General features: G+C 59.5%; 17 protein-coding genes, 1 pseudogene and 1 riboswitch. Of the genes and pseudogenes, 13 read left to right on the forward strand and 5 right to left on the reverse strand.

Annotation, left to right across the window (positions count from 1 at the left end; genetic code table 11):
• Positions 1 to 318 precede the first annotated feature (318 nt).
• From NKH78_RS30650 to NKH78_RS30680, 7 genes are all read left to right on the forward strand, one after another.
• A complete protein-coding gene (locus NKH78_RS30650) occupies positions 319 to 1,851 on the forward strand; it encodes a Fic family protein (protein ID WP_023679690.1) in 1,533 nt (510 codons plus the stop codon).
• Positions 1,852 to 2,020: 169 nt separating this feature from the next.
• On the forward strand, positions 2,021 to 2,764 hold the full coding sequence (locus NKH78_RS30655) for a hypothetical protein (RefSeq protein ID WP_352884980.1): 744 nt from the start codon (positions 2,021 to 2,023) through the stop codon (positions 2,762 to 2,764).
• A gap of 222 nt (positions 2,765 to 2,986) precedes the next feature.
• The gene (locus NKH78_RS30660; RefSeq protein ID WP_352884982.1) at positions 2,987 to 3,388 is read left to right on the forward strand and encodes a hypothetical protein; all 402 of its coding nucleotides are present in this window, start codon (positions 2,987 to 2,989) and stop codon (positions 3,386 to 3,388) included.
• 41 nt (positions 3,389 to 3,429) lie between these two features.
• Entirely contained in the window at positions 3,430 to 3,810 is a 381-nt protein-coding gene (locus NKH78_RS30665) for a hypothetical protein (protein WP_352691545.1), read from the forward strand.
• A 910-nt stretch (positions 3,811 to 4,720) separates the two neighbouring features.
• Entirely contained in the window at positions 4,721 to 6,058 is a 1,338-nt protein-coding gene (gene glyA, locus NKH78_RS30670) for a serine hydroxymethyltransferase (protein WP_352884984.1), read from the forward strand.
• 54 nt (positions 6,059 to 6,112) lie between these two features.
• Positions 6,113 to 7,288 (forward strand): methionine adenosyltransferase, encoded by a 1,176-nt coding sequence (gene metK, locus NKH78_RS30675; protein ID WP_023679684.1) that lies wholly within the window; start codon positions 6,113 to 6,115, stop codon positions 7,286 to 7,288.
• Positions 7,289 to 7,397: 109 nt separating this feature from the next.
• Positions 7,398 to 8,390 carry an adenosine kinase gene (locus tag NKH78_RS30680; RefSeq protein ID WP_352884986.1) on the forward strand — a complete coding sequence of 331 codons (993 nt, stop codon included), beginning with the start codon at positions 7,398 to 7,400 and terminating at the stop codon, positions 8,388 to 8,390.
• Between the two features lie 32 nt (positions 8,391 to 8,422).
• Here the strand turns inward: NKH78_RS30680 and NKH78_RS30685 are convergent, their stop codons facing one another.
• Positions 8,423 to 9,100: a transposase gene (locus NKH78_RS30685; protein ID WP_352458262.1), complete on the reverse strand. Its 678-nt coding sequence runs from the start codon at positions 9,098 to 9,100 to the stop codon at positions 8,423 to 8,425.
• Positions 9,101 to 9,389: 289 nt separating this feature from the next.
• On the opposite strand from NKH78_RS30685, the gene NKH78_RS30690 reads away from it, so the two are divergent.
• Together NKH78_RS30690 and NKH78_RS30695 are read left to right on the forward strand one after the other, a co-directional pair.
• Positions 9,390 to 9,641 (forward strand): MFS transporter, encoded by a 252-nt coding sequence (locus tag NKH78_RS30690; protein ID WP_352884988.1) that lies wholly within the window; start codon positions 9,390 to 9,392, stop codon positions 9,639 to 9,641.
• A gap of 62 nt (positions 9,642 to 9,703) precedes the next feature.
• Complete coding sequence (locus NKH78_RS30695; protein WP_352458260.1) at positions 9,704 to 10,537, forward strand: helix-turn-helix transcriptional regulator; 834 nt, start codon at positions 9,704 to 9,706, stop codon at positions 10,535 to 10,537.
• 317 nt (positions 10,538 to 10,854) lie between these two features.
• On the opposite strand, the gene NKH78_RS30700 is transcribed toward NKH78_RS30695, so the two are convergent.
• Positions 10,855 to 11,109: a hypothetical protein gene (locus NKH78_RS30700; protein WP_352577982.1), complete on the reverse strand. Its 255-nt coding sequence runs from the start codon at positions 11,107 to 11,109 to the stop codon at positions 10,855 to 10,857.
• Between the two features lie 555 nt (positions 11,110 to 11,664).
• A riboswitch (cobalamin riboswitch) is annotated at positions 11,665 to 11,865 on the forward strand.
• Between the two features lie 95 nt (positions 11,866 to 11,960).
• Here NKH78_RS30700 and metE point away from each other — a divergent pair.
• The gene (gene metE, locus NKH78_RS30705) at positions 11,961 to 14,306 is read left to right on the forward strand and encodes a 5-methyltetrahydropteroyltriglutamate--homocysteine S-methyltransferase (RefSeq protein WP_352458258.1); all 2,346 of its coding nucleotides are present in this window, start codon (positions 11,961 to 11,963) and stop codon (positions 14,304 to 14,306) included.
• A gap of 98 nt (positions 14,307 to 14,404) precedes the next feature.
• Here the strand turns inward: metE and NKH78_RS30710 are convergent, their stop codons facing one another.
• From NKH78_RS30710 to NKH78_RS30720, 3 genes are read right to left on the reverse strand one after another with little or no spacing between them, the layout of a single operon-like run.
• Positions 14,405 to 14,623, reverse strand: a complete 219-nt coding sequence (locus NKH78_RS30710) for an FMN-binding negative transcriptional regulator (protein WP_352452617.1) — start codon at positions 14,621 to 14,623, stop codon at positions 14,405 to 14,407.
• A gap of 34 nt (positions 14,624 to 14,657) precedes the next feature.
• Positions 14,658 to 15,560, reverse strand: coding sequence for a dihydrodipicolinate synthase family protein (locus tag NKH78_RS30715; protein WP_352881940.1), 903 nt, complete (start codon positions 15,558 to 15,560; stop codon positions 14,658 to 14,660).
• 52 nt (positions 15,561 to 15,612) lie between these two features.
• Positions 15,613 to 16,845, reverse strand: coding sequence for a trans-sulfuration enzyme family protein (locus NKH78_RS30720; RefSeq protein WP_352458256.1), 1,233 nt, complete (start codon positions 16,843 to 16,845; stop codon positions 15,613 to 15,615).
• Between the two features lie 82 nt (positions 16,846 to 16,927).
• Between NKH78_RS30720 and pdxR the strand changes: the two genes are divergently transcribed.
• The 3 genes and pseudogenes from pdxR to NKH78_RS30735 form a co-directional block, all read left to right on the forward strand.
• Positions 16,928 to 18,424, forward strand: a complete 1,497-nt coding sequence (gene pdxR / locus NKH78_RS30725) for a MocR-like pyridoxine biosynthesis transcription factor PdxR (RefSeq protein WP_502899878.1) — start codon at positions 16,928 to 16,930, stop codon at positions 18,422 to 18,424.
• 159 nt (positions 18,425 to 18,583) lie between these two features.
• Positions 18,584 to 18,661 (forward strand): annotated as a pseudogene (locus NKH78_RS30730) (MOSC domain-containing protein); the annotation flags it as partial.
• A 100-nt stretch (positions 18,662 to 18,761) separates the two neighbouring features.
• Positions 18,762 to 19,032: hypothetical protein (locus tag NKH78_RS30735; RefSeq protein ID WP_352884994.1), on the forward strand; the 271-nt coding region annotated here is incomplete at its 3' end.

The raw sequence follows: 19,032 nt of genomic DNA on the forward strand, positions 1-19,032 counted from the left end.
TTCGCGTTTACGGGTACCCACGATGCACAACGGGCGAGTTTTTCAAAGAGGCGCGTCCTCCTTCGAAGCGCTTCGGAGGGCCAGGCTCTAGGCTCGCCCCGAGCCCCTGCGTAGCCTGCGGGGGAGCTGGGTCTCGGCCCATCCGGGTAACGATCCTTCGCGCGGCTATGGAAACGATCGCAATTTGCCGATTATCGCATAAAAACTTGTTATCGCACGACTAAAAAAACTTGCAACTCCACAGCATCATTGACTTGTCGCCTATCAGCACTATATACTTGTAATCGCACAGCTCTAAAAACTTGCAAAGGCACGGCCATGGCCAAGCCCCATGAAAAACTCGCTGTATCACTGGCCGTCCTCAAAGAGCTGCAGGAGGGTGGGCGGCGCATATTCAAATCAGATGAGCTGACCCGCGTCCACCGGGAGCGGCTGCTGCAGAACGGGTTCCTGCGCGATGTTATCAAAGGCTGGCTCATGTCGACCGGCCCGCAGGCACGGCAGCAAGACACCACCCCTTGGTACGCGAGCTTCTGGGAGTTCTGCTCCCTTTACTGCAATGACCGGTTCGGCAAGGACTGGTTCCTCTCACCGGAGCAGTCGCTGCTTCTGCACGCGGAAGCGCCCACTATTCCGCCTCAGGTGGTGGTGAACACCCCCAAAGGCACGAATAACAAAATCGACCTGCTGTTCGGCACTTCGCTCTATGACCTCAAGGTCAAGGAGATGCCGGCCGAACTGACAGAGAAAAACGGCCAGCGCGTGTTCACTGTCGAGGCCGCCCTTACCCGGGTGCCGGAAGCGTTCTTCCAGCGCGCCCCTATCGAGATGCAGATCGCCATGGCGTCGGTGCGCGACGTATCAACCGTTCTGGCCCTGCTGCTTGATGGCGGCCATTCCGCCGTGGCGGGACGGCTTGCGGGGGCCTTCCGTCGCGTAGGACGCGACTCCTTTGCCGATGAAATCGTGGCCGCCTTCAAAGCCGCCGGCTATGACGTGCGCGAATCCGATCCGTTCGCGGGACAAATTGGAGTGACAACTATTGCGGCGGGCGTACCGCCGTTGGTCGCCCGCCTGCGCGCGATCTGGCAATCGCAGCGCGAAGCCATCATCGAGATATTCCCGAAGGCACCCGGACTGCCGTCCGACAAAGACGCCTATATGAAGTTCGTCGAGGATATCTACGAAAGCGACGCCTACCATTCGCTGTCGATAGAAGGGTACAGCGTCACCCCGGAACTCATCGACCGGGTGCGCGAGGGGAGCTGGAATCCGGAGATTGATGAAGAGGACCGCAAGAACCGAGATGCGCTTGCCGCGCGTGGCTACTACCTCGCATTCCAGAAGGTCAAAGACTCTGTTGCCGCGATCATCAACGGCAAGCCAGCCGGCGCGTTGACGCGGGACACTCACCGGGAGTGGTACCGGGAGCTGTTCGCGCCGTCAGTGACCGCCGGCATCCTCAAAGCCAGCGCGCTTGCGGGATATCGCAATCACCCTGTGTACCTGCGCGGCTCGCAGCACGTGCCGCCGCGTACCGAAGCGGTGGCCGATGGTATGAATGAGCTGTTCGACCTGCTGGAGGCGGAGAAGGAGGCCTCCGTGCGTGCCGTGCTGGGGCATTGGCTTGTGGGCTATGTGCACCCCTATCCGGACGGCAACGGACGAATGGCGCGGTTCCTCATGAACGCGATGCTGGCTTCAGGCGGTTACCCCTGGACAGTCGTCAGAGTCGATGACCGGAAGGCCTACCTCGCAGGGCTGGAGGAGGCGAGCGGCAATATGAATGTGAAAACGTTCGCCGCCTTTCTCGGCGAACGGGTGAAGTGGTCTATGGAGAAGGCGGCGTGAGGTCGGTGGTGTGCCATGTTTAACTTGCTTGTCTCGGGCCACGGCGAGTGGTGGGAAACGCCGCCGTTCACGTCAACCATTGCCCGGTTCAAGGAATCTAGCGGCGCCGAGGCCGAGGCTATCGACCTCGCGAACATTGCGCCGGCTGGAGGAAATCCCGGCGCTTTTGATGTACGAAGTCGGGGCGGGAGGCCCGCACGCGCGCGTGGTCTGGCACAGCCGCATACGCAATATCGTTCGGCGCGGACACGAACTGGCCTTCACCTTCGAGCCCGATCCGAAACATGCCTTTCTCGACCGGTCAGCGGTGTTGAGAATTGCGGACCGGCTGGGCATTCAACAGTTCGAACAGCACCGTACGCACTGGGCGATCAAGGATGGTGACATTCCGGCCGAGCTGATTGCCACCAGCACCGCTGAACGGGCGCAGCGCACCATTGCCGTGGTTGCGGCAGAATATGTAGAAGCGCGCCGCGAGGGACGAAGGAGAGAAGCTGCCGAACTGGCCGAAGAACTGGAGGATTTTCCTCCCTCGCTGGAGAAAGCACTGTCGCTCGTGCCGGCGCGTATCCTTCAGCAGCCGACACCCGAATTATACCCGATCTTTGGGATAGAGCCCCGCACGCCCGAAGGCCGCAACGCCGTCGTGGCCGTCGTCGCAAGGGATCACAATGGGCAGGACTTGCCTGCCGACTGGTCTTATTCGCTGGCGTGGTTCCTGGACCTTTACGGCAGCGCGACGGAAGCGGGGCGCCTTGACGGCGCGCTGGCCGAATGCGCAACGCATATGATCGCGCTCGACACTGGCGAGGGAGAAGCCGCCGCCCCGGTTGAAGATATCGGCTACGCACTCTGGCGCTGTTCGCGAAGCCCGAAACTTATCGGCGATCTGCGCCGGGAATCGCTGAGATAGCGCAGGAGGTTTTGTCGCTTACCAAAATCAACTGGAACTCGACCCAGATCAATTAGAAGCTTCCCATTCCCATTCTAGCAGCCAGAAGAGTGGGTGAGCTCTTTAAATGTCTATCCGAAGAATCGATAAGCTCAGACTATCTCGCAAGTATACATATTTTTTTTGTTATGCTCGGCTCCAGGCAAAGAGCCAGGATAAACTTCAGCACGAAAGCAGAATTGAATGAAGGTGGGCTACATGGAGTTCTCATTTGGGTATGCCTTCACCGAAAACCTTATCCGGTCATCGTCAGCCGCACCTGTAGGCGCGCCGGTCTTTCCAAACCTCATACAGGAGGGGCATTCTGGCTTTGACATCCGCATCAATTTCCCAGGGGTTCCGCTGTTTTTCCAGTACAAGCTTCCGAAGCTGATGAAGCGAGGAACTGCCTTTGAGGTTGCGAGCGGACATTGTCCCGGTTTGTCGATACCATTTTTTCGGATTGCGATGATGCGCAGGGATGTGTCGCGTCAGCATGAACTGCTTCTTCGGTTTGAGGCGCGCTATCCGTCAAACGTCTTCTATGCGGCTCCTTGTATCGCAAACATCAGCGATTTCGACCGCTCTTATTTGGAGCAACCGTAGCACGGCAGTCCATTTTCGTCTCACCAGGGGATATTGGGCCCTTGCCAGACGACAAAGCGCACAGCCTTGCCTATAAACCTGGACTGGCAACTGGATATTTTTGCTCGAAACCCAAGCCCACCAAAGTTCAAACATTTGATGATCTCGCTGCGCTCTTCAGGGAGCAGTTCGCCGAGAAGCGTTTTGCGGAAGTCGGCGAGGCGGCGCGTGAGATGCGCGAAAACGTACTTGAGCTTGCTTCGCCGTCAATGCGGCAAGCCGAACAGCTCATTGCTGAACGGGTCGGCGCGAGATGCATTCAGATTCTAGACGGCGCAGCCAGACCGCCCGAGGAAGAGCGCGCAGTCACTGACATTCTCGTAGCGCGGGAAATTGCGCGTGTCGATCTTGGCGTCGACCTGCTGGTGGCCCAACCACGCTAACGACATCATACCGCTGATTAGCCCAGCTTTTGTCTAGGCCACAGCTATGAGACTACGAACCACTTGGCCAGGAAGAAGATCGGATTGAAAGCGAACCTTCCTTGTCATCTTTGCATCACGGTCAGTCTGCACGAGATTGACCGCTGCAAGCCGGGAGCAAGACCGGGCTGCGCAAACGTTGCAACAGATGCTTCAAGGAAATTCATAGACTCTTAGCAACTCCGGTTCGCTGTGAATGGTAGGCTTATTGCAACGTTTGAGTCAGTGGAGTCCGAACCGTGGCTTATTCTCCGACCCGCCGAACTGCGTGCAATTTCGGCTAAAGGCAATGGCAAGAACAGCGCCCATCTTGTTTGTTCGACACAGCCATATTGGCTCAAAACAGTATCTTCACGGCCACCGAGAGTGTGCGGTCGGTGGACAAGCAATCATATTATTTCGTTCGAAAGCTGCAACATCTGTGGAGAACGCGAAATGACAAATTCAGTAGGACGAGTGGCTTTCCAAGTGGCTTGGTCCTGCCCAATGCTGACACTGGTCAGTCGCCTTCGGACGGCAGCGCATCTAGATCGCCTTCGAATCCTAGGCCTTTGCGCGCATGCGGACCTAACTGTCTGCCAGCTAGCGGAGATTCTGGGTCTGCGTCGTGAGCACGTTGTACGACACGTCCGGCTGCTGGCCAGAGCCGACTTTCTTTACTGCAACGAACAACGTCCGTGGTGCTCGTACCATCTCAAAGCAGGAGGTAAGGACGGCGGGCTGGTTCAACTGTTGGTTGATCTCCTGCCCCACGGCGATGGCTATCACAAACGAGACCTTCAACGGCTCGAAGCCACACAAGACGCGCCGTCGAAGGGGATCGCATGCTTGACCGTGAAATAGATCAGTCCAATTGGAGCGCGAAACCACCATGTACAACTCCGCCGACGGCGCCATCGCGCCGCGCGACACTTACGGACGGTCTCGATTGGCCGCGGTTGATTGCCGCGTTCACGAACTGCTTCTGAGACAGGAGCGGCAGGAGCGGACGACCCTTAAGCTCATCGCCTCAGAGAACTTTGCGTCCTCGGCCGTGCTGGAAGCGAACGGCTCGATTTTCACGAACAAGTACGCCGAGGGGTACCCCGGTGCGCGCTACTACGCTGGAAATGAGATCGTTGATGAGCTTGAGAATCTAGCCATTGAGCGCTTGAAAACACTATTTGGCAGCGAGCATGCCAACGTCCAGCCTTATTCCGGCTCGCCGGCCAACCAGGCTGTCTATCGTGCGCTTTTGAGCCCCGGTGACAAAGTCATGGGCTTGCCCCTCCCGGAAGGGGGCCATCTGACTCATGGTTGGGCCATCAACTTTTCCGGAACTGACTATCAACGCGTCCCCTATGGACTAGATGAAAAGACACAGCAGATTGACTATGACCGCTTGCGCGAGACAGCCAAGCGGGAACGGCCGCGGCTCATTTGGGTCGGCGGAACTGCTTACCCGCGTGTCTTTGACTACGCGGCAATGGCAGAAATCGCCCTGGAAGCGAACTCCTATCTCGTAGCCGACATTGCGCACATCAGCGGACTGATTGCCGCGGGAGCGCACCCGAATCCCGTGCGCCATTGCGACGTGGTCAGCAGCACCTCCCACAAATCGATCCGCGGTCCCCGCGGTGGTTTCATTTTGTCCAGGAACGAAGATCGCTATCAGGCCCTGTATCATACAAAGAGCAAATACAATCTCGCCAGACGAATAGACCGGGCGGTCTTTCCTCACCTGCAAGGCGGGCCTCATATGAATGCCATCGCTGCGCTAGCAGTTGCCTTGCACGAAGCCGCGAACCCGTCCTTCCGAAGCTACGGCCAACAGACCGTCAAGAATGCCAAGGCTCTTGCACAGGCACTGATCGAGCAAGGGTATGACCTGGTTACCGGGGGGACGGACAATCACATGCTGATCCTTGATCTGCGCGATCGACCACTATCGGGCAAGGCCTATGCCGAGCGGCTAGCAAAGGCAGGCATCATCACAAACTTTAATATGGTGCCTGGCGACCCGCGGGATCCGGCGGTCACAAGCGGAATTCGCCTGGGGTCGCCAGCAGTGACGTCAATGGGCATGCGCGATGTGGAAATGGTGCAAATTGCTGGCTTCATTGACTGCGTCCTCCGGCGGCCTGATGACGAAGATCTCCATGCCTGCGTGCGAAGAGACGTTGCCGATTTGTGCGCTGCGTTCGAGGTCCCGGGCATCACCAACAGGTAAGGTGGGCTAAGCAAAATGCACCATACAACTCCAACACCCGAAACGAGGCATTTCATGGCTAGGCAGTTCGTGTTCTCTTCCGAATCGGTTGGCGCGGGACACCCGGATAAGTTGGCCGACAACATCTCGGATGCCATCCTCGACGCCATCCTCCGCACCGATCCCAAGGCACGCGTCGCCTGTGAAGCGTTGGTAAAATCAGGGATAGTCGTTGTGGCTGGCGAGATTACTAGCGATGCGCGGGTGGATTATAGCCAAGTTGCGCGCGATACGATTCTCGATATTGGATACGACGATGAGGCTGTCGGCTTTGACGGCCGGCGTTGCTCCGTCGTTCATGCACTCACCGAGCAATCGCCCGACATTAGCCAGGGCGTTGACGAGGGACGAGGGCAGGACCTCCAGCAGGGAGCGGGAGATCAGGGCCTCATGTTCGGCTACGCATGCCGCGAAACCGATACCCTGATGCCTTTGCCGATCCAGCTCGCACATCGCTTGACGAAACGACAGGCAGATGTCCGGAAAGCACGACAGCTTGGCTGGTTGCGTCCTGATATGAAATCCCAAGTCTCAGTGCGCTATGAGGGGTTGCGCCCGGTCGCCCTTGATACCATCGTCGTATCGACCCAACATGACGAGCAGGTCTCGCAAGAGACGGTCCGCGAGGGCGTCATTGAGGAAATCATAAAGCCTGTCCTGCCGACCCACCTGGAGACGGAAGGCATCAGAATTCTGGTCAACCCGACGGGGAGGTTCGTAGTCGGCGGGCCGCGCGGCGACTGCGGTCTCACTGGACGCAAGATCATCGTCGATTCCTATGGTGGGATGGGTCGTCACGGCGGCGGCGCCTTTTCGGGCAAGGACCCGTCCAAGGTTGACCGCTCAGCTGCCTATGCGGCCCGGTATGTCGCAAAGAATATCGTCGCTAGCGGACTTGCGGACGTCTGCGAGGTGCAGCTTGCTTACGCAATCGGCGTGGCCAGTCCGGTTTCTGTCATGGTCAACACGTTCGGAACAGCGAGGGTTGAGGAAAGAAGGATCGAGCGCCTCATTCTTGAGTTGTTCGATCTCAGACCGAAGGGCATTATCAAGATGCTTGATCTCTTACGCCCTATATACCGCAAGACCGCGACCTATGGCCATTTCGGCCGTGAAGAGCCTGATTTCACCTGGGAGAAGACAGACAGGGCCGACGAATTGCGTCGCGAGGCAGGACTTGCCGCCCCGTGAGGGCTGGCGCCGAACGGATTGGCAAGCGCAAAGCCCATTCCCACTGGCCAGACCCGCCCGCGCCCGGCGTGGCAGAAAGCCGGTGGGTTTTTGGCGGAGACATGAATTGATGCCGGACTATGACGTGCTTTGTATCGGAAATGCCATCGTCGACATCATCGCCCAGTGTGACGAGGCGTTCCTGGAGACCAACGGCATCATCAAAGGCGCGATGAATTTGATCGACACGAGGCGCGCCGAACTGCTCTACAGCCGCATGGGCCCGGCCATCGAAGCCTCGGGCGGCAGCGCCGGCAACACGGCGGCGGGCGTGGCCAGCTTCGGCGGCCGCGCCGCCTTCTTCGGCAAGGTCTCGAACGACGCGCTCGGCAAAATCTACGCGCATGACATCCATGCCCAGGGCGTCGCCTTCGACACCAGGCCGCTCGATGGCGAACCGCCGACGGCGCGCTCGATGATCTTCGTCACGCCGGACGGCGAGCGCTCGATGAACACCTATCTCGGCGCCTGCGTCGAGCTCGGCCCGGAGGATGTTGAGGCCGACAAGGCGTCGGGCGCCGCCGTCACCTATTTCGAGGGCTATCTGTGGGACCCGCCGCGCGCCAAGGAAGCGTTCCGGCAGACGGCTAAGCTCGCCCACGCCGCCGGGCGCGAAGTATCGATGACATTGTCGGACTCGTTCTGCGTCGACCGTTACCGCGACGAATTCCTCGACCTGATGCGCTCCGGCACCGTCGACATCGTCTTTGCCAACAGCCACGAGATCAAGTCGCTCTACCAGACCGCGTCCTTCGACGAGGCGCTGGCGCAGATCCGCAGGGACTGCAAGATCGCCATTGTCACCCGTTCGGAAAAGGGCTCGGTCATCGTGCGCGGCGACGAGACCGTGACCATCAATGCCACCAGGATCCGCGAGCTGGTCGACACCACCGGCGCCGGCGACCTCTACGCCGCCGGCTTCCTCTACGGCTACACGCAAGGCCGCAGCCTCAAGGATTGCGGCGATCTCGGCTCGCTGGCAGCCGGGCTGGTCATCCAGCAAATCGGCCCAAGGCCACGGCAAAATCTGCGCCCAGAGGCGGAGCAGGTGGGATTGCTGTAGGTGGCGAGCCAAGAACCAGCTGCCCAGCCTCCTTAATCCAGCCCGAGCCTTTTCTTCAGTTCCGCATTCTCCTTGCGGAGACGATCGGCAAGCAGGCTCTTTAGCCGCTTGTTTTCTTCCTCGAGCGCGACGAGATCCTTCAGCCCGTCACTGTCCGCCGCCGGCGCCGCCGCCTTCTTCCAAAGATAATATGTCTGTTCCGAGATGCCGGCTTGCTTCACCGCGCTCTTGAGAGTAGCGCCGCCGCCGATCGAGGTCTCGATCTGCGCCAGCTTCTGGGCACGATCCTTCGCGGAGTAGCTCTTTCGGCCTGTTCGCGCTGACGGCGGTGCTTCAGTGGTCGCGGATATCGGCTTGGCGCCCTCCTTGCGGGCAGGCGCGCTCGCCTCAGCTTCTGGCTTCCTCGACCGCCGCGCTCTCGTCTTCGGTTTTGGCGTTTCCGCTTTGTCTGCCGGTTCGCTATGAACTACTGCTGACTCGGTTTCCAGGGGATTGGCCATGAAATGCTCCACTCGAGGTTTGTGCAAAGGTTCAGCATCAAGGGCCACTACAGTAGAGTCAACAAGCTGACGATTTAACGGCTCGACTTCGTTTGTTGTTTCGGCCATCGCCGCGGCGATGTCGAAATTGCCCCAGATGGAACGTGCGGATTTTTCATAATTGCGCTTTTGTTTGACTTCCACGGTGAATGGTCGCGTCTGCCGCCTCATAGTTCCTTCCTGAATAGGAGAATGAAGTCGCCGCTCGAATTTTTGGCGCTTCCTGCTTAGCGCGGAGCATTATCGTATAGCCGCTCAACGGGCAAGTGATGCCGGTCTTCGATGGCTGACCCATCTGGGGAGATTTGAGCGGCTTCGCGCGTCCTGCGCATGCCTGTAAGGCCGCCAAGTTTTCTGGGTTAGCAGGCGCGCACTGTGGCAGCTTGGCTTGTACGGCGAGGCCATGGTTGAGTGAGGCGAAACAAATCCAGCCCCGCGGTCAATCCCGAGGCTTCCCACAATGGCGAAGAGAACATCTTCACTCGTTCCTTTTGAGCACAAGACCTTCCGTTCGCTATGGTCGGCTGCACTCATTTCGAACCTTGGCACCCTAATGGAAGGTGCGGCGGCAGCTTGGCTGATGACGAGCATCGCAGCAGTAATTTTTGATCGCCCATTCGTGCTGTGTACCAGCCCTGTGTCTTGCGCAAGTGGTCACGAACGGCTGCCGGAGCCTCGAAGACCCCCTAAAAACACATGCTGCGATTTTTGAACACGCTTGACGTGTTAGATTAATTCATCCACAATGCGTGTGTTGAACACGCGAGGTGAGTTATGAACATGAAAGAGCTTAGGGTTCGACTGGGCATGACTCAAAAAGATTTGGCAGAGCAGATGGCAACGACGCAACAGACTGTGGCCCGTTGGGAAACAGGCAAAACGCAGTTGAACGTCGAGCAGATCAAGGACCTTTGTCTCACGTTGAAATGCACGGTTGAGGAGCTGCTGGGCTGGAAGATTGATGTCGAGGAGTGGCGCACGAGCCCGTTTGCAATTGCCGATGCCGAAACGCGATACGGCACGCTCAGAATCAAGACGACTCTTGGCAGCCGCCAATATCCTATCGATGAAAAGGCGCGTGAATCGATTTTACGTCAGTTGAAGGAACTTCATAATCTGCGTAGAAATAACACAAGCAGGCCATGGCTGTATTGTTGGAGCCTTGACAACAAAATACTCTTGATAAATCCGCAATATGTCCGCACCATTGAGCTTATCGGTGACGATGTAGAGGAGATGCCAGAGTATTATCATCCAGAAATCTATCGGGCTTTGGATGACTGGGATAAGGGTGAGGTTTCAGGAAAGCTGAAGAAAGAATGCGATGCCATCATCGCAGAGATGGGTGATCAGGAAGCCGTGCGCATGGCCTCCTATGTTCGCGTCACATATGACGACGGAGAAGATGAGTGGAACTTCTTGGATGAAGAAACCGCTACGACTTTCTTCGGATTGGAAGCTGCGACCTTTGACGTTCCCCAGTGTAGTTTCGCCGAAGTGGAGGAAGAAGGTTACTACCGAGCGCGATACGCCAACCTTGATCGCGTCGCGGTGATGGAGGTTCCAAGCGACCGTTATCACAGATTGACCGCGCCCGAGGAAGCTTAGAACCATCCACGAAGGGCGCATGTTACATCTCGACCTTGCGTGGTGCGTTTTCAGTACGAGATGACGTTAAGCGTAGGTAGTGGCAGGTAAGAGTGCTCGACCAGAAGCTCAACTGCCTCCTCAATATCGCTGCCGATGTGCCGCAGGACACGTCCACGGGAGCGTGGATAGGCGTGAAGTTCCTGCACTCCACGGTCCGCTCTCCCATCGCCGGTGTGTGCCCGACGCCATCTTGTGGACGAGGTTGGCCGCCTGCACCCGGTTGTATTCCGGCTTGCGGTCCGCCTGGGCGGTCCGCCGCGATGGCTATCTCCATGTCAATCGGCGCCGAATTTTGACTGCCCGCTGCTTTTGATGAATTTGGCGAGGTCCCGCGCATAATCACTCTTGGTCTTCTCCTTGAGGCCCTGTGTCGCGAACTTGTGGTCCAGCAGGGCAAACAGGTCCAAGTCCCCTTCCGCCTGTGGCGCTGGCTTGCCCTCACCGCCCTCGGTTTCCCAATTGGGGACCGCTTCTGCGCGCTGCACCGTGGCGATTGTCCGCCCAAGACGCATCACAAGATCGAACGCCAAACCGTGCGCGTGCACGACGATTTGCCGCTCAGGCCTCATTTGGACAGGACTTGAGCTGGCCCGGTGGTTTGAGCCGGGTTACCTTGAGCCGGTGGGCTGCGAACAAGCAGTTCGAGACATTGGCCTCGATCACTTCGCAACACGCCGCTGCGCCTGGCCTCGGTGTGCTCCCCCCGAAATCGTTGTGTCATATCACCGAGGGCATCACGGCCAACAGCTTCCACATGGGCAACAGCCTCGCCATTGAGCCGAATATGGTCGCGAGCAGATCACCAACGAAGCGGTCGGAACCTCGGAGCCGAAGTTCGACGCCGAGGTGGTTCGCATGATGCGCTAAGCAGCACCACGGCGCTTGCCGGTATGTTTGCTGCCGGCAGCCGACGAACTCCTATCCTCCTGGACAAGGGCGCCGTGCGTCATTGCTTTGATTTACCGGCCGCTCAAGGCTTCCACAGTTTTCGCTTTCGAGGCGACCTTTGGAACATGCCAACGGAAATGTAACATAACGACATAAACATTTCTTTATGCGGCGTTGACAAAGAAGCGAACTGCTGTAATTGTCTCCCGCGTCGTGGTTCTCCGTACGGCGCTGCCGCAGCGGAGCTAAGAGGGAAGCCGGTGCGATGCCGGCGCTGCCCCCGCAACTGTTAGCGGCGAGCCAACCCCACTCATGTCACTGAGGCGAATAGCCTTGGGAAGACGGGTAGAGGCTATGACCCCGCGAGCCAGGAGACCTGCCACGGCGAATTACGTCCACGGGCGGGGTGTCTCGGTGGCCGCTGCAGCCTGGCGTTCGTGCCGGCCTGCTAGCGCCTTCCTTGTCACCGACGCCCCAACCATCGGGGTCTGGCATGACTGTCTCTCAGCAAATTCCTGTAGCAACGCTCGGCGTGCCCCGTTTCGGTCGTCGGCGAGAACTGAAATTCGCGCTTGAAAGCTACTGGTCCGGAAAATCGTCCGCTGCCGACCTTCTCACGACCGCGAAGGCGCTCCGTGCCGCTAGCTGGGAGGAGCAGCACGATCGCGGCGTGTCGAAAATCCCGTCGAACGACTTCTCGCTCTACGACCATGTGCTCGACACCGCAGCCATGGTCGGCGCCGTTCCATCCCGTTACGGCTGGAATAGCGGCGAGGTTCCACTTGACATCTACTTCGCAATGGCGCGGGGCAACCAAGGTCAGACGGAGGATTGTCGACACGCTGGTCACCAGCAGGCGGCTCATCGGTCTGATGTAACCGCGATGGAAATGACCAAGTGGTTTGACACCAACTATCACTACATTGTGCCGGAACTCAACGATGATCAGACGTTCGCCCTCTCGTCGACGAAACCGGTCGATTACTTCATCGAGGCTAAAGCTCTCGGCGTTCACACACGCCCAGTCATCCTTGGACCGATCACCTTCCTCAAGCTGGCGAAATCGCCTGCCGAAGGATTCGATCCCATCGCGCTCCTGCCGCGGCTGCTGCCCGTCTACGAGCAACTCCTGCAGAGGCTGAAGCTGTCTGGAGCCGACTGGGTGCAGATCGATGAGCCAGCGCTTGTCCTCGATCTGAACCCGAACGAACGAGCTGCGTTCGAATTCGCCTATGGCCAGCTGTCGAAAGCCGCGCCCGAGCTGAAGATCATGCTGGCTACCTATTTCGGGCCGCTGGGAGACAATCTCGAAACCGCGGTTTCTCTGCCCCTGGCCGGGCTGCATATTGATCTCGTGCGCGCTCCCGAGCAGCTGGAAACGGTGGGTCGGCTCGCACCGAAGGATCTGGTGCTCTCGCTTGGCTTGATCGATGGCCGCAACGTCTGGCGTGCGAACCTGCCCGCCATTCTCGACCGCATCAAACCGATCGTCGCCGGCTGGCCCTTGGACCGCGTCGAGATCGCGCCTTCTTGCTCGATGCTGCATGTGCCGATCGACCTGCGCATGGAGACGGAACTCGACGCGGACATCAGGTCGTGGCTCGCCTTCGCGGCCCAGAAGACCGACGAGTTGGTGTTGCTTGCCCGGGCCCTGTCCCAAGGCAGGGATGCGGTGGCAGGCGCGTTGAAAGCGTCTGCCGAGGCTGCCGCCACTCGCGTGACATCCACGAAGATCCATGACCCGCTGGTTGAGGGGCGGATCGCCAGCATTGACGACAGCATGAAGCGACGAGAGAGCGCTTTTGCCGAGCGCTCCAGAGTCCAGGCCGGCACGCTCGGGCTGCCGCCGTTCCCGACGACGACCATCGGGTCCTTCCCGCAGACGCCGCAGGTACGCAGGGCGCGGGCCGCTCATGCGAAGGACCAGCTGAGCTATGTCGACTACGAGACCTTCCTGAAGAAGGAGATCGAGGCTGCAATTCGCTGGCAGGAAGAGATCGGGCTGGACGTGCTGGTGCACGGTGAGTTCGAACGAAACGACATGGTACAGCATTTCGGCGAGCAGCTGTCCGGCTTCGCCTTCACCCAGCATGCCTGGGTGCAGAGCTATGGGTCGCGTTACGTGCGCCCCCCCATCATCTTCGGCGACGTATCGAGGCCCAATCCGATGACGCTGCGCTGGTGGCAGTTCGCCCAGTCGCTTACGGAAAACCCTGTGAAGGGAATGCTCACAGGCCCAGTGACCATTCTCAACTGGTCATTTGTTCGCGACGACGTACCCCGCTCCGAAGCATGCCGCCAGATCGCGCTCGCCATCCGCGACGAAGTGACGGATCTCGAATGGTCCGGCGCAAGGATGATCCAGATCGATGAGGCCGCGTTTCGCGAAGGATTGCCACTGCGCCAGTCTGATTGGAACGACTATCTCGACTGGGCTGTCGAATGCTTCCGGATCGCTTCAACGGGTGTAAAGGACGCGACTCAAATCCATACCCACATGTGCTATTCGGAGTTCAACGAGATCATCGACGCGATCGCTGAAATGGATGCGGATGTCATTTCGATTGAGACGTCGCGCTCGAAAATGGAACTGCTGGACGCCTTCACGAGCTCCAAATATCCGAATGAAATCGGGCCCGGAGTCTACGACATTCACTCACCACGGGTCCCGGAAGTCGGCGAGATTTCGGATCTCGTCATGCTTGCCCGCGAGCGACTGTCCGATGCCCAACTGTGGGTAAACCCGGACTGTGGCCTCAAAACCCGCAAGTGGGAGGAGGTCCGCCCTGCCCTCATGAACATGGTTGCTGCAGCACGCGCGCTCCGGGAGAAAGTGTAGGCCGGAAGGTTTCCTGGTTGCTCACCATGTGGTGAGTTAGCGGCTGCCGCATGTGGGCCGTGAATGTGCCAAAACGCGATCACATCCTTTGAAATAAGTCACTCGAGCGAGAAAGTGCACTTTCCTTCGGCACGTGTACTAATCGCGCAGGAATAAAGGGAACCGTTTTCTCCCTGTGACGTGTCGAGTTCGAAGGGGATGTGATTGGCGTCGAGACCGCTCCGGCCATGGGTTATCAGCATGCCAAGTGCGCTGTTCTCGATCAGTTCGTAAAGGACTTCTCGGCTCGGTTCATCGAAATGCGCGGGTACATACATGACAGGTTCCTTCACTGGCCGCCGGGTTCGCTGTTCACCGGTTGACATCCGATGGCAAGCCTTCCAACGCGGCGGCGATCTGGCGCTTCGCTGCTGAGGGCAGAGGCAGGATGGGACGCGGGGGGTCGGCACGGCAAATGTCGAGCAATTCGGCAAGTGCATAGACGACGCGAAGGCTCGAGAACTCCTTGAAGAGGCTCCAGAGCGGCGCAAGCGCGGCATCGATCCGTCGCGCTTCGGCCGCATCGCCCTGCTGCGCCGCTGTGACGATCTTTGTGCAGACCTCGGGCAGGATGCCCGCGAGGACGCTGTACCATGTGTCAGCGCCAGCGATCATGGCCTCTGCAGCGTTCCAGTCGCCGCTGTAGCCGATCGAGAACCCTTCCGGCACAGTGCGCCTCTGGTCGGCCAGATGGCTCTTGATCGCATCGCCCTTGTCTGTCGGATTCTTGATAGCGACGATCCCCCGCACGTTTGCCAGGCGGCTGACGAGTGCTGGGGTGAAACGGAAATGCGTCGTTCCTGGATTGTCGTAGATGACGATCGGAAGGCCACTTTCGCGCGCCACCGTGGAGAAATGTTCGAACACCTCGTCATCAGTGAGCGGGGTGTAAGAGGCGGCGGCAAGCAACCCCGCGGCAGCCCCAAGGGCCTTAGCGTCCTGCGCGAGCCTCACTGCTTCGTCGGTGCGCAGCGCGCCCACACCCACCACGACCGGCATTTGTCCCCCGGTTTCGTCCAAGGTCTCGGCGAGCGCCCGTCGCCGTTCCTCGCGCGTCAGATACATGTATGTGCCGGTGCTGCCGAGAAGACCGATGGAATCGACCTGAGCGGCGCAAAGCCTGGCAATCAGCTTGCGCAGAGCAACGGTATCGACGCGGCCGTCCCGATCGGTCGGCGTGATGGGAAACGCGGAAAGGCCGCTCAGGAATGCCATGGCAAGGCTCCGGGTTTGTACGCGAGCGCAGGACTGGCCGGACCACAGGTCATCACAGGGCGTCCAGAGCCCGCCGCAGGTCGGCGATTAGGTCATCGGCGTCTTCAAGACCCACCGAGAGACGCATGAGGTCCTCGCCGACTCCATCGGCCAGATGCGCATCCTTGCGGATCGGCTGACGAGCACGGGTCAGGCTTGCCGGATGATAGATGAGGCTGTCGGCATCACCGAGGCTGACAGCCCGGGTGATCAGGTTGAGCCGGTCCATCATCCGCCGCGCGCCCTCGAACCCAGCGTGGAGGCCAAAGGCCAACATGCCCGACCCTTGGGACATCTGCTTTCGCGCCGTCACCTGATCAGGGTGCGAGTCGAGGAAGGGATAACTCACCCATGCCACCGCCGGGTGCGCCTCGAGCGCCTGAGCCACCGCAAGGGCCGTGGCGCTGTGGCGTTCCATGCGCAGCGTGAGCGTCTTCAGACCGCGCAGGATCAGGAAGGCTGACATGGGCGAGAGCGCTGCGCCGGTGATGTAGCGCAGGCCCGTTTCGTGCAGCGTGCGGAGCGTTTGCGCGTCGCCGAGAATCGCCCCGCCAAGGGCATCGCCGTGCCCATTGATGTATTTGGTCAGGGAGTGGAGCACGAGGTCGGCCCCATGTTCGAGCGGCCGCTGGAGCGCGGGCGAGGCGAAGGTGCTGTCGACTGCAACCTTTACACCGCGCGCGTGGGCGCGCTCGGCAATGGCAGCGATGTCGAGGATGCGGCTCAGCGGATTCACCGGCGTCTCGAAGAAAACAAGCCGGGTCCGCTCGGTGATCGCGGCATCGAGATTGTGAGGATCGGACAGGTCGACCGCGACGACCTTGATGCCGAAGCGGGGGACCGCCTGTTCGACCATGGCAAGCGTGTTCGCATAAAGCGTCTTGTGGACGATGAGTTCATCGCCTTGGGACAGGAGCGACAAGATCAGTGTGCCGAAAGCCGCCATCCCCGAGGCAACGATCAAACCTGCCTCGGCTCCTTCCAGATTGGCGAGCCGTTGCTCGAGGATCTCCGTCGTCGGATTGTATTCGCGCGCATAGAGCCTTCCGCCAAGGGTGGCGGCGGCCTCGTTCGCTGCCACGCTTTCGAATCCATAGGTCGAGGTCAAGAAGACTGGCGGCTGAACGGCATTGGAAAAGCGGGCCGGATCGTAGCCATGATGGATCGCCCGAGTGGCGAATCCGGGACCGGTGTCGTTGGGCGACCGCGTGAGAGCATCGGTTTCGGATTGATAGGAACGGGTCATTCGGCCTCTAGATCTTTCTTGGGTTTCCGAAAGATTGACGGCAAACTGGCCAATGTGAAATATCCAGTTAGCAATGAATGAAATGGTCCAGTCTTCAAGTGCCGGTTCTGCAGGTCGCTCGCACGCGATGGGTGCACGCCAGATCTACGAGGCTCTTCGCGAGCAAATCCTCGGCGGCGTCTATGAAACCGGCAGTCAGTTGCCATCCTCCCGGGCCCTGGCAAATGACCTCGGCGTTTCGCGAACCACGGTAACGGTCGCCTATGAGCAACTGGCTGCGGAAGGTTTCATCGAAGCCCGTCAAGGCGCGCGACCTCGCGTTGCGTCTTCGTTGATTGGCCATGAGACGGGCCGCACTCACGCGAAACGGGTCGGCCCGATCCACCTGTCCGCATATGGCGAGCGGCTGCGCGCGACGTCACCCTGGCCAGATTATCTGCCGACTGGGCTGAAGGTCGAGTTCCGCTATGGGGACCTGGCACCGTCGGATTTCCCATCATTGGTCTGGAAACGCGCGATGAACGAGGCGATGGGGCAGCGCCCGCTGCGTCTTGCCTATGACGATCCTCGCGGCTCGCGCCGGCTCCGCCAGGCGCTTCAGGGATATCTCTGGCGCGCCCGGACCCTGAGCTGCGACCTCGACCAGATCATCATCGTCAGCGGTTCGCAGCAGGGCCTTGATCTGTGCGCGCGCCTGCTTCTCGATCCCGCCGACCGCTTCGTCATCGAGGATCCGTGCTACAGGATGGCGCGTCAGGTCTTTGCCAGTACGGGTGCCTCACCCATCCCGGTCATCGTCGACGAAGACGGGATGAAGACCGAGTTGCTGGCGGGGATCGGGGCACGACTGGCTTATGTCACGCCATCGCATCAGTTTCCGCTGGGTGGCGTCATGCCGATCGCGCGCCGCCATCAGCTTCTGGAATGGGCGCGGCACAACAACGCCTATGTGATCGAGGACGACTACGACAGCGAATATCGCTACGACATCAATCCGGTTCCACCGCTGCACAGTCTCGAGGACCACGGGGCTGTCATCTATCTCGGCACGATATCCAAGACGCTCTCGCCAATGCTGCGCATCGGCTACCTCGTCGTCCCACCCGAATTGCAGGAGGTCTTCGCAACCGCCAAACAATTCGCAGACCGGCATTCGCCGGTCGCTGAACAGGAAGCGCTGGCATCGTTGATCGAGAGCGGCGGCTACGAAAGCCATGTGCGCCGTGTGCGCAGGCTGAACGGCGAGCGTCGGGAAACGTTGTTGGGTGCCTTGCAGCACAGCTTCGGGGATCGCATCACTGTCCAGGGAGCAGATGCGGGACTGCACGTCGCGGTTTGGTTCAATGGCCTGCCACGATCGCGGGAAACGGCCTTGGTCGAATCCGCCCGCGACGCTGGCCTGGGGCTACACCTGATCTCGCCGCTCTACGAACGGCCATCGGACCAAGGCCGCACCGATCGCATCGGACTTGTCATGGGCTATGCCGCCTTGAGCATTCGGCAGATCGGGAAGGGCGTTGAGGTCCTGCGAGAGGTTGTCAAGCAGGTGCAAGACGCGATGCCGGTGCGGAACAACTGAGACGGGACGACCCCCGAAAGCTGGCGCTGAAAACGGTCCGAGGGCCCCCCGTATTCTTTCCAAACAGCCAACTGGACCGGGAAAATGCCATGCAACTGGCGCTGTTGATCAGGCCAGTTTTGCAGCAGGTTTTCACGAGACGAATTTCCGAGAGCGATGATGACCTGGCGAGGAAAGCTGCTTCACGTCCATATCGCGCCCGCTGCCTTTTATGAAATGGAGGATCTGGCGGAGGCGTAGCTTGTTGCCGGCCGAGGCGGGCTCGAGCACCCGCAAGAGATAATCGACGATCTCTACCAGGCCTTGTCCACGGCCGAATGATGGAATTATCCAGCGCATGGTGCGGCATGCACCATGCCGATGCCAGAAGATCTGGACGCTCGACAAGCACCTTTCTTCAAACATTTCCCGAACGACCCGCAGCGCAAAGCCTCCCCATGAGAAAAGAGCATCCCATGTCTTTCACGCCATTGATTGCCCCCGAGATCAAGGCCCGCTACCCGGATTTCATCTGATCAGCATTGTGGTGCGGAACGCTGGAATCGACGTGCCGGATGCACAGGCGTTGAACGACACGATTGCGGCGGCGGAACAGGCGGCGCTTCGCG

It is taken from the genome of Mesorhizobium sp. M0910 (assembly GCF_040319465.1).
GTDB lineage: Bacteria > Pseudomonadota > Alphaproteobacteria > Rhizobiales > Rhizobiaceae > Mesorhizobium.

Bases quoted from the DNA above. Each gene is read 5' to 3' on its own strand.
- NKH78_RS30650 (WP_023679690.1), top strand. From the start codon at position 319: ATGGCCAAGCCCCATGAAAAACTCGCTGTATCACTGGCCGTCCTCAAA.
- NKH78_RS30655 (WP_352884980.1), top strand. From the start codon at position 2,021: ATGTACGAAGTCGGGGCGGGAGGCCCGCACGCGCGCGTGGTCTGGCAC.
- NKH78_RS30660 (WP_352884982.1), top strand. From the start codon at position 2,987: ATGAAGGTGGGCTACATGGAGTTCTCATTTGGGTATGCCTTCACCGAA.
- glyA (WP_352884984.1), top strand. From the start codon at position 4,721: ATGTACAACTCCGCCGACGGCGCCATCGCGCCGCGCGACACTTACGGA.
- metK (WP_023679684.1), top strand. From the start codon at position 6,113: ATGGCTAGGCAGTTCGTGTTCTCTTCCGAATCGGTTGGCGCGGGACAC.
- NKH78_RS30680 (WP_352884986.1), top strand. From the start codon at position 7,398: ATGCCGGACTATGACGTGCTTTGTATCGGAAATGCCATCGTCGACATC.
- NKH78_RS30685 (WP_352458262.1), bottom strand. From the start codon at position 9,100: ATGAGGCGGCAGACGCGACCATTCACCGTGGAAGTCAAACAAAAGCGC.
- NKH78_RS30690 (WP_352884988.1), top strand. From the start codon at position 9,390: ATGGCGAAGAGAACATCTTCACTCGTTCCTTTTGAGCACAAGACCTTC.
- NKH78_RS30695 (WP_352458260.1), top strand. From the start codon at position 9,704: ATGAACATGAAAGAGCTTAGGGTTCGACTGGGCATGACTCAAAAAGAT.
- metE (WP_352458258.1), top strand. From the start codon at position 11,961: ATGACTGTCTCTCAGCAAATTCCTGTAGCAACGCTCGGCGTGCCCCGT.
- NKH78_RS30710 (WP_352452617.1), bottom strand. From the start codon at position 14,623: ATGTATGTACCCGCGCATTTCGATGAACCGAGCCGAGAAGTCCTTTAC.
- NKH78_RS30715 (WP_352881940.1), bottom strand. From the start codon at position 15,560: ATGGCATTCCTGAGCGGCCTTTCCGCGTTTCCCATCACGCCGACCGAT.
- NKH78_RS30720 (WP_352458256.1), bottom strand. From the start codon at position 16,845: ATGACCCGTTCCTATCAATCCGAAACCGATGCTCTCACGCGGTCGCCC.
- pdxR (WP_502899878.1), top strand. From the start codon at position 16,928: ATGGTCCAGTCTTCAAGTGCCGGTTCTGCAGGTCGCTCGCACGCGATG.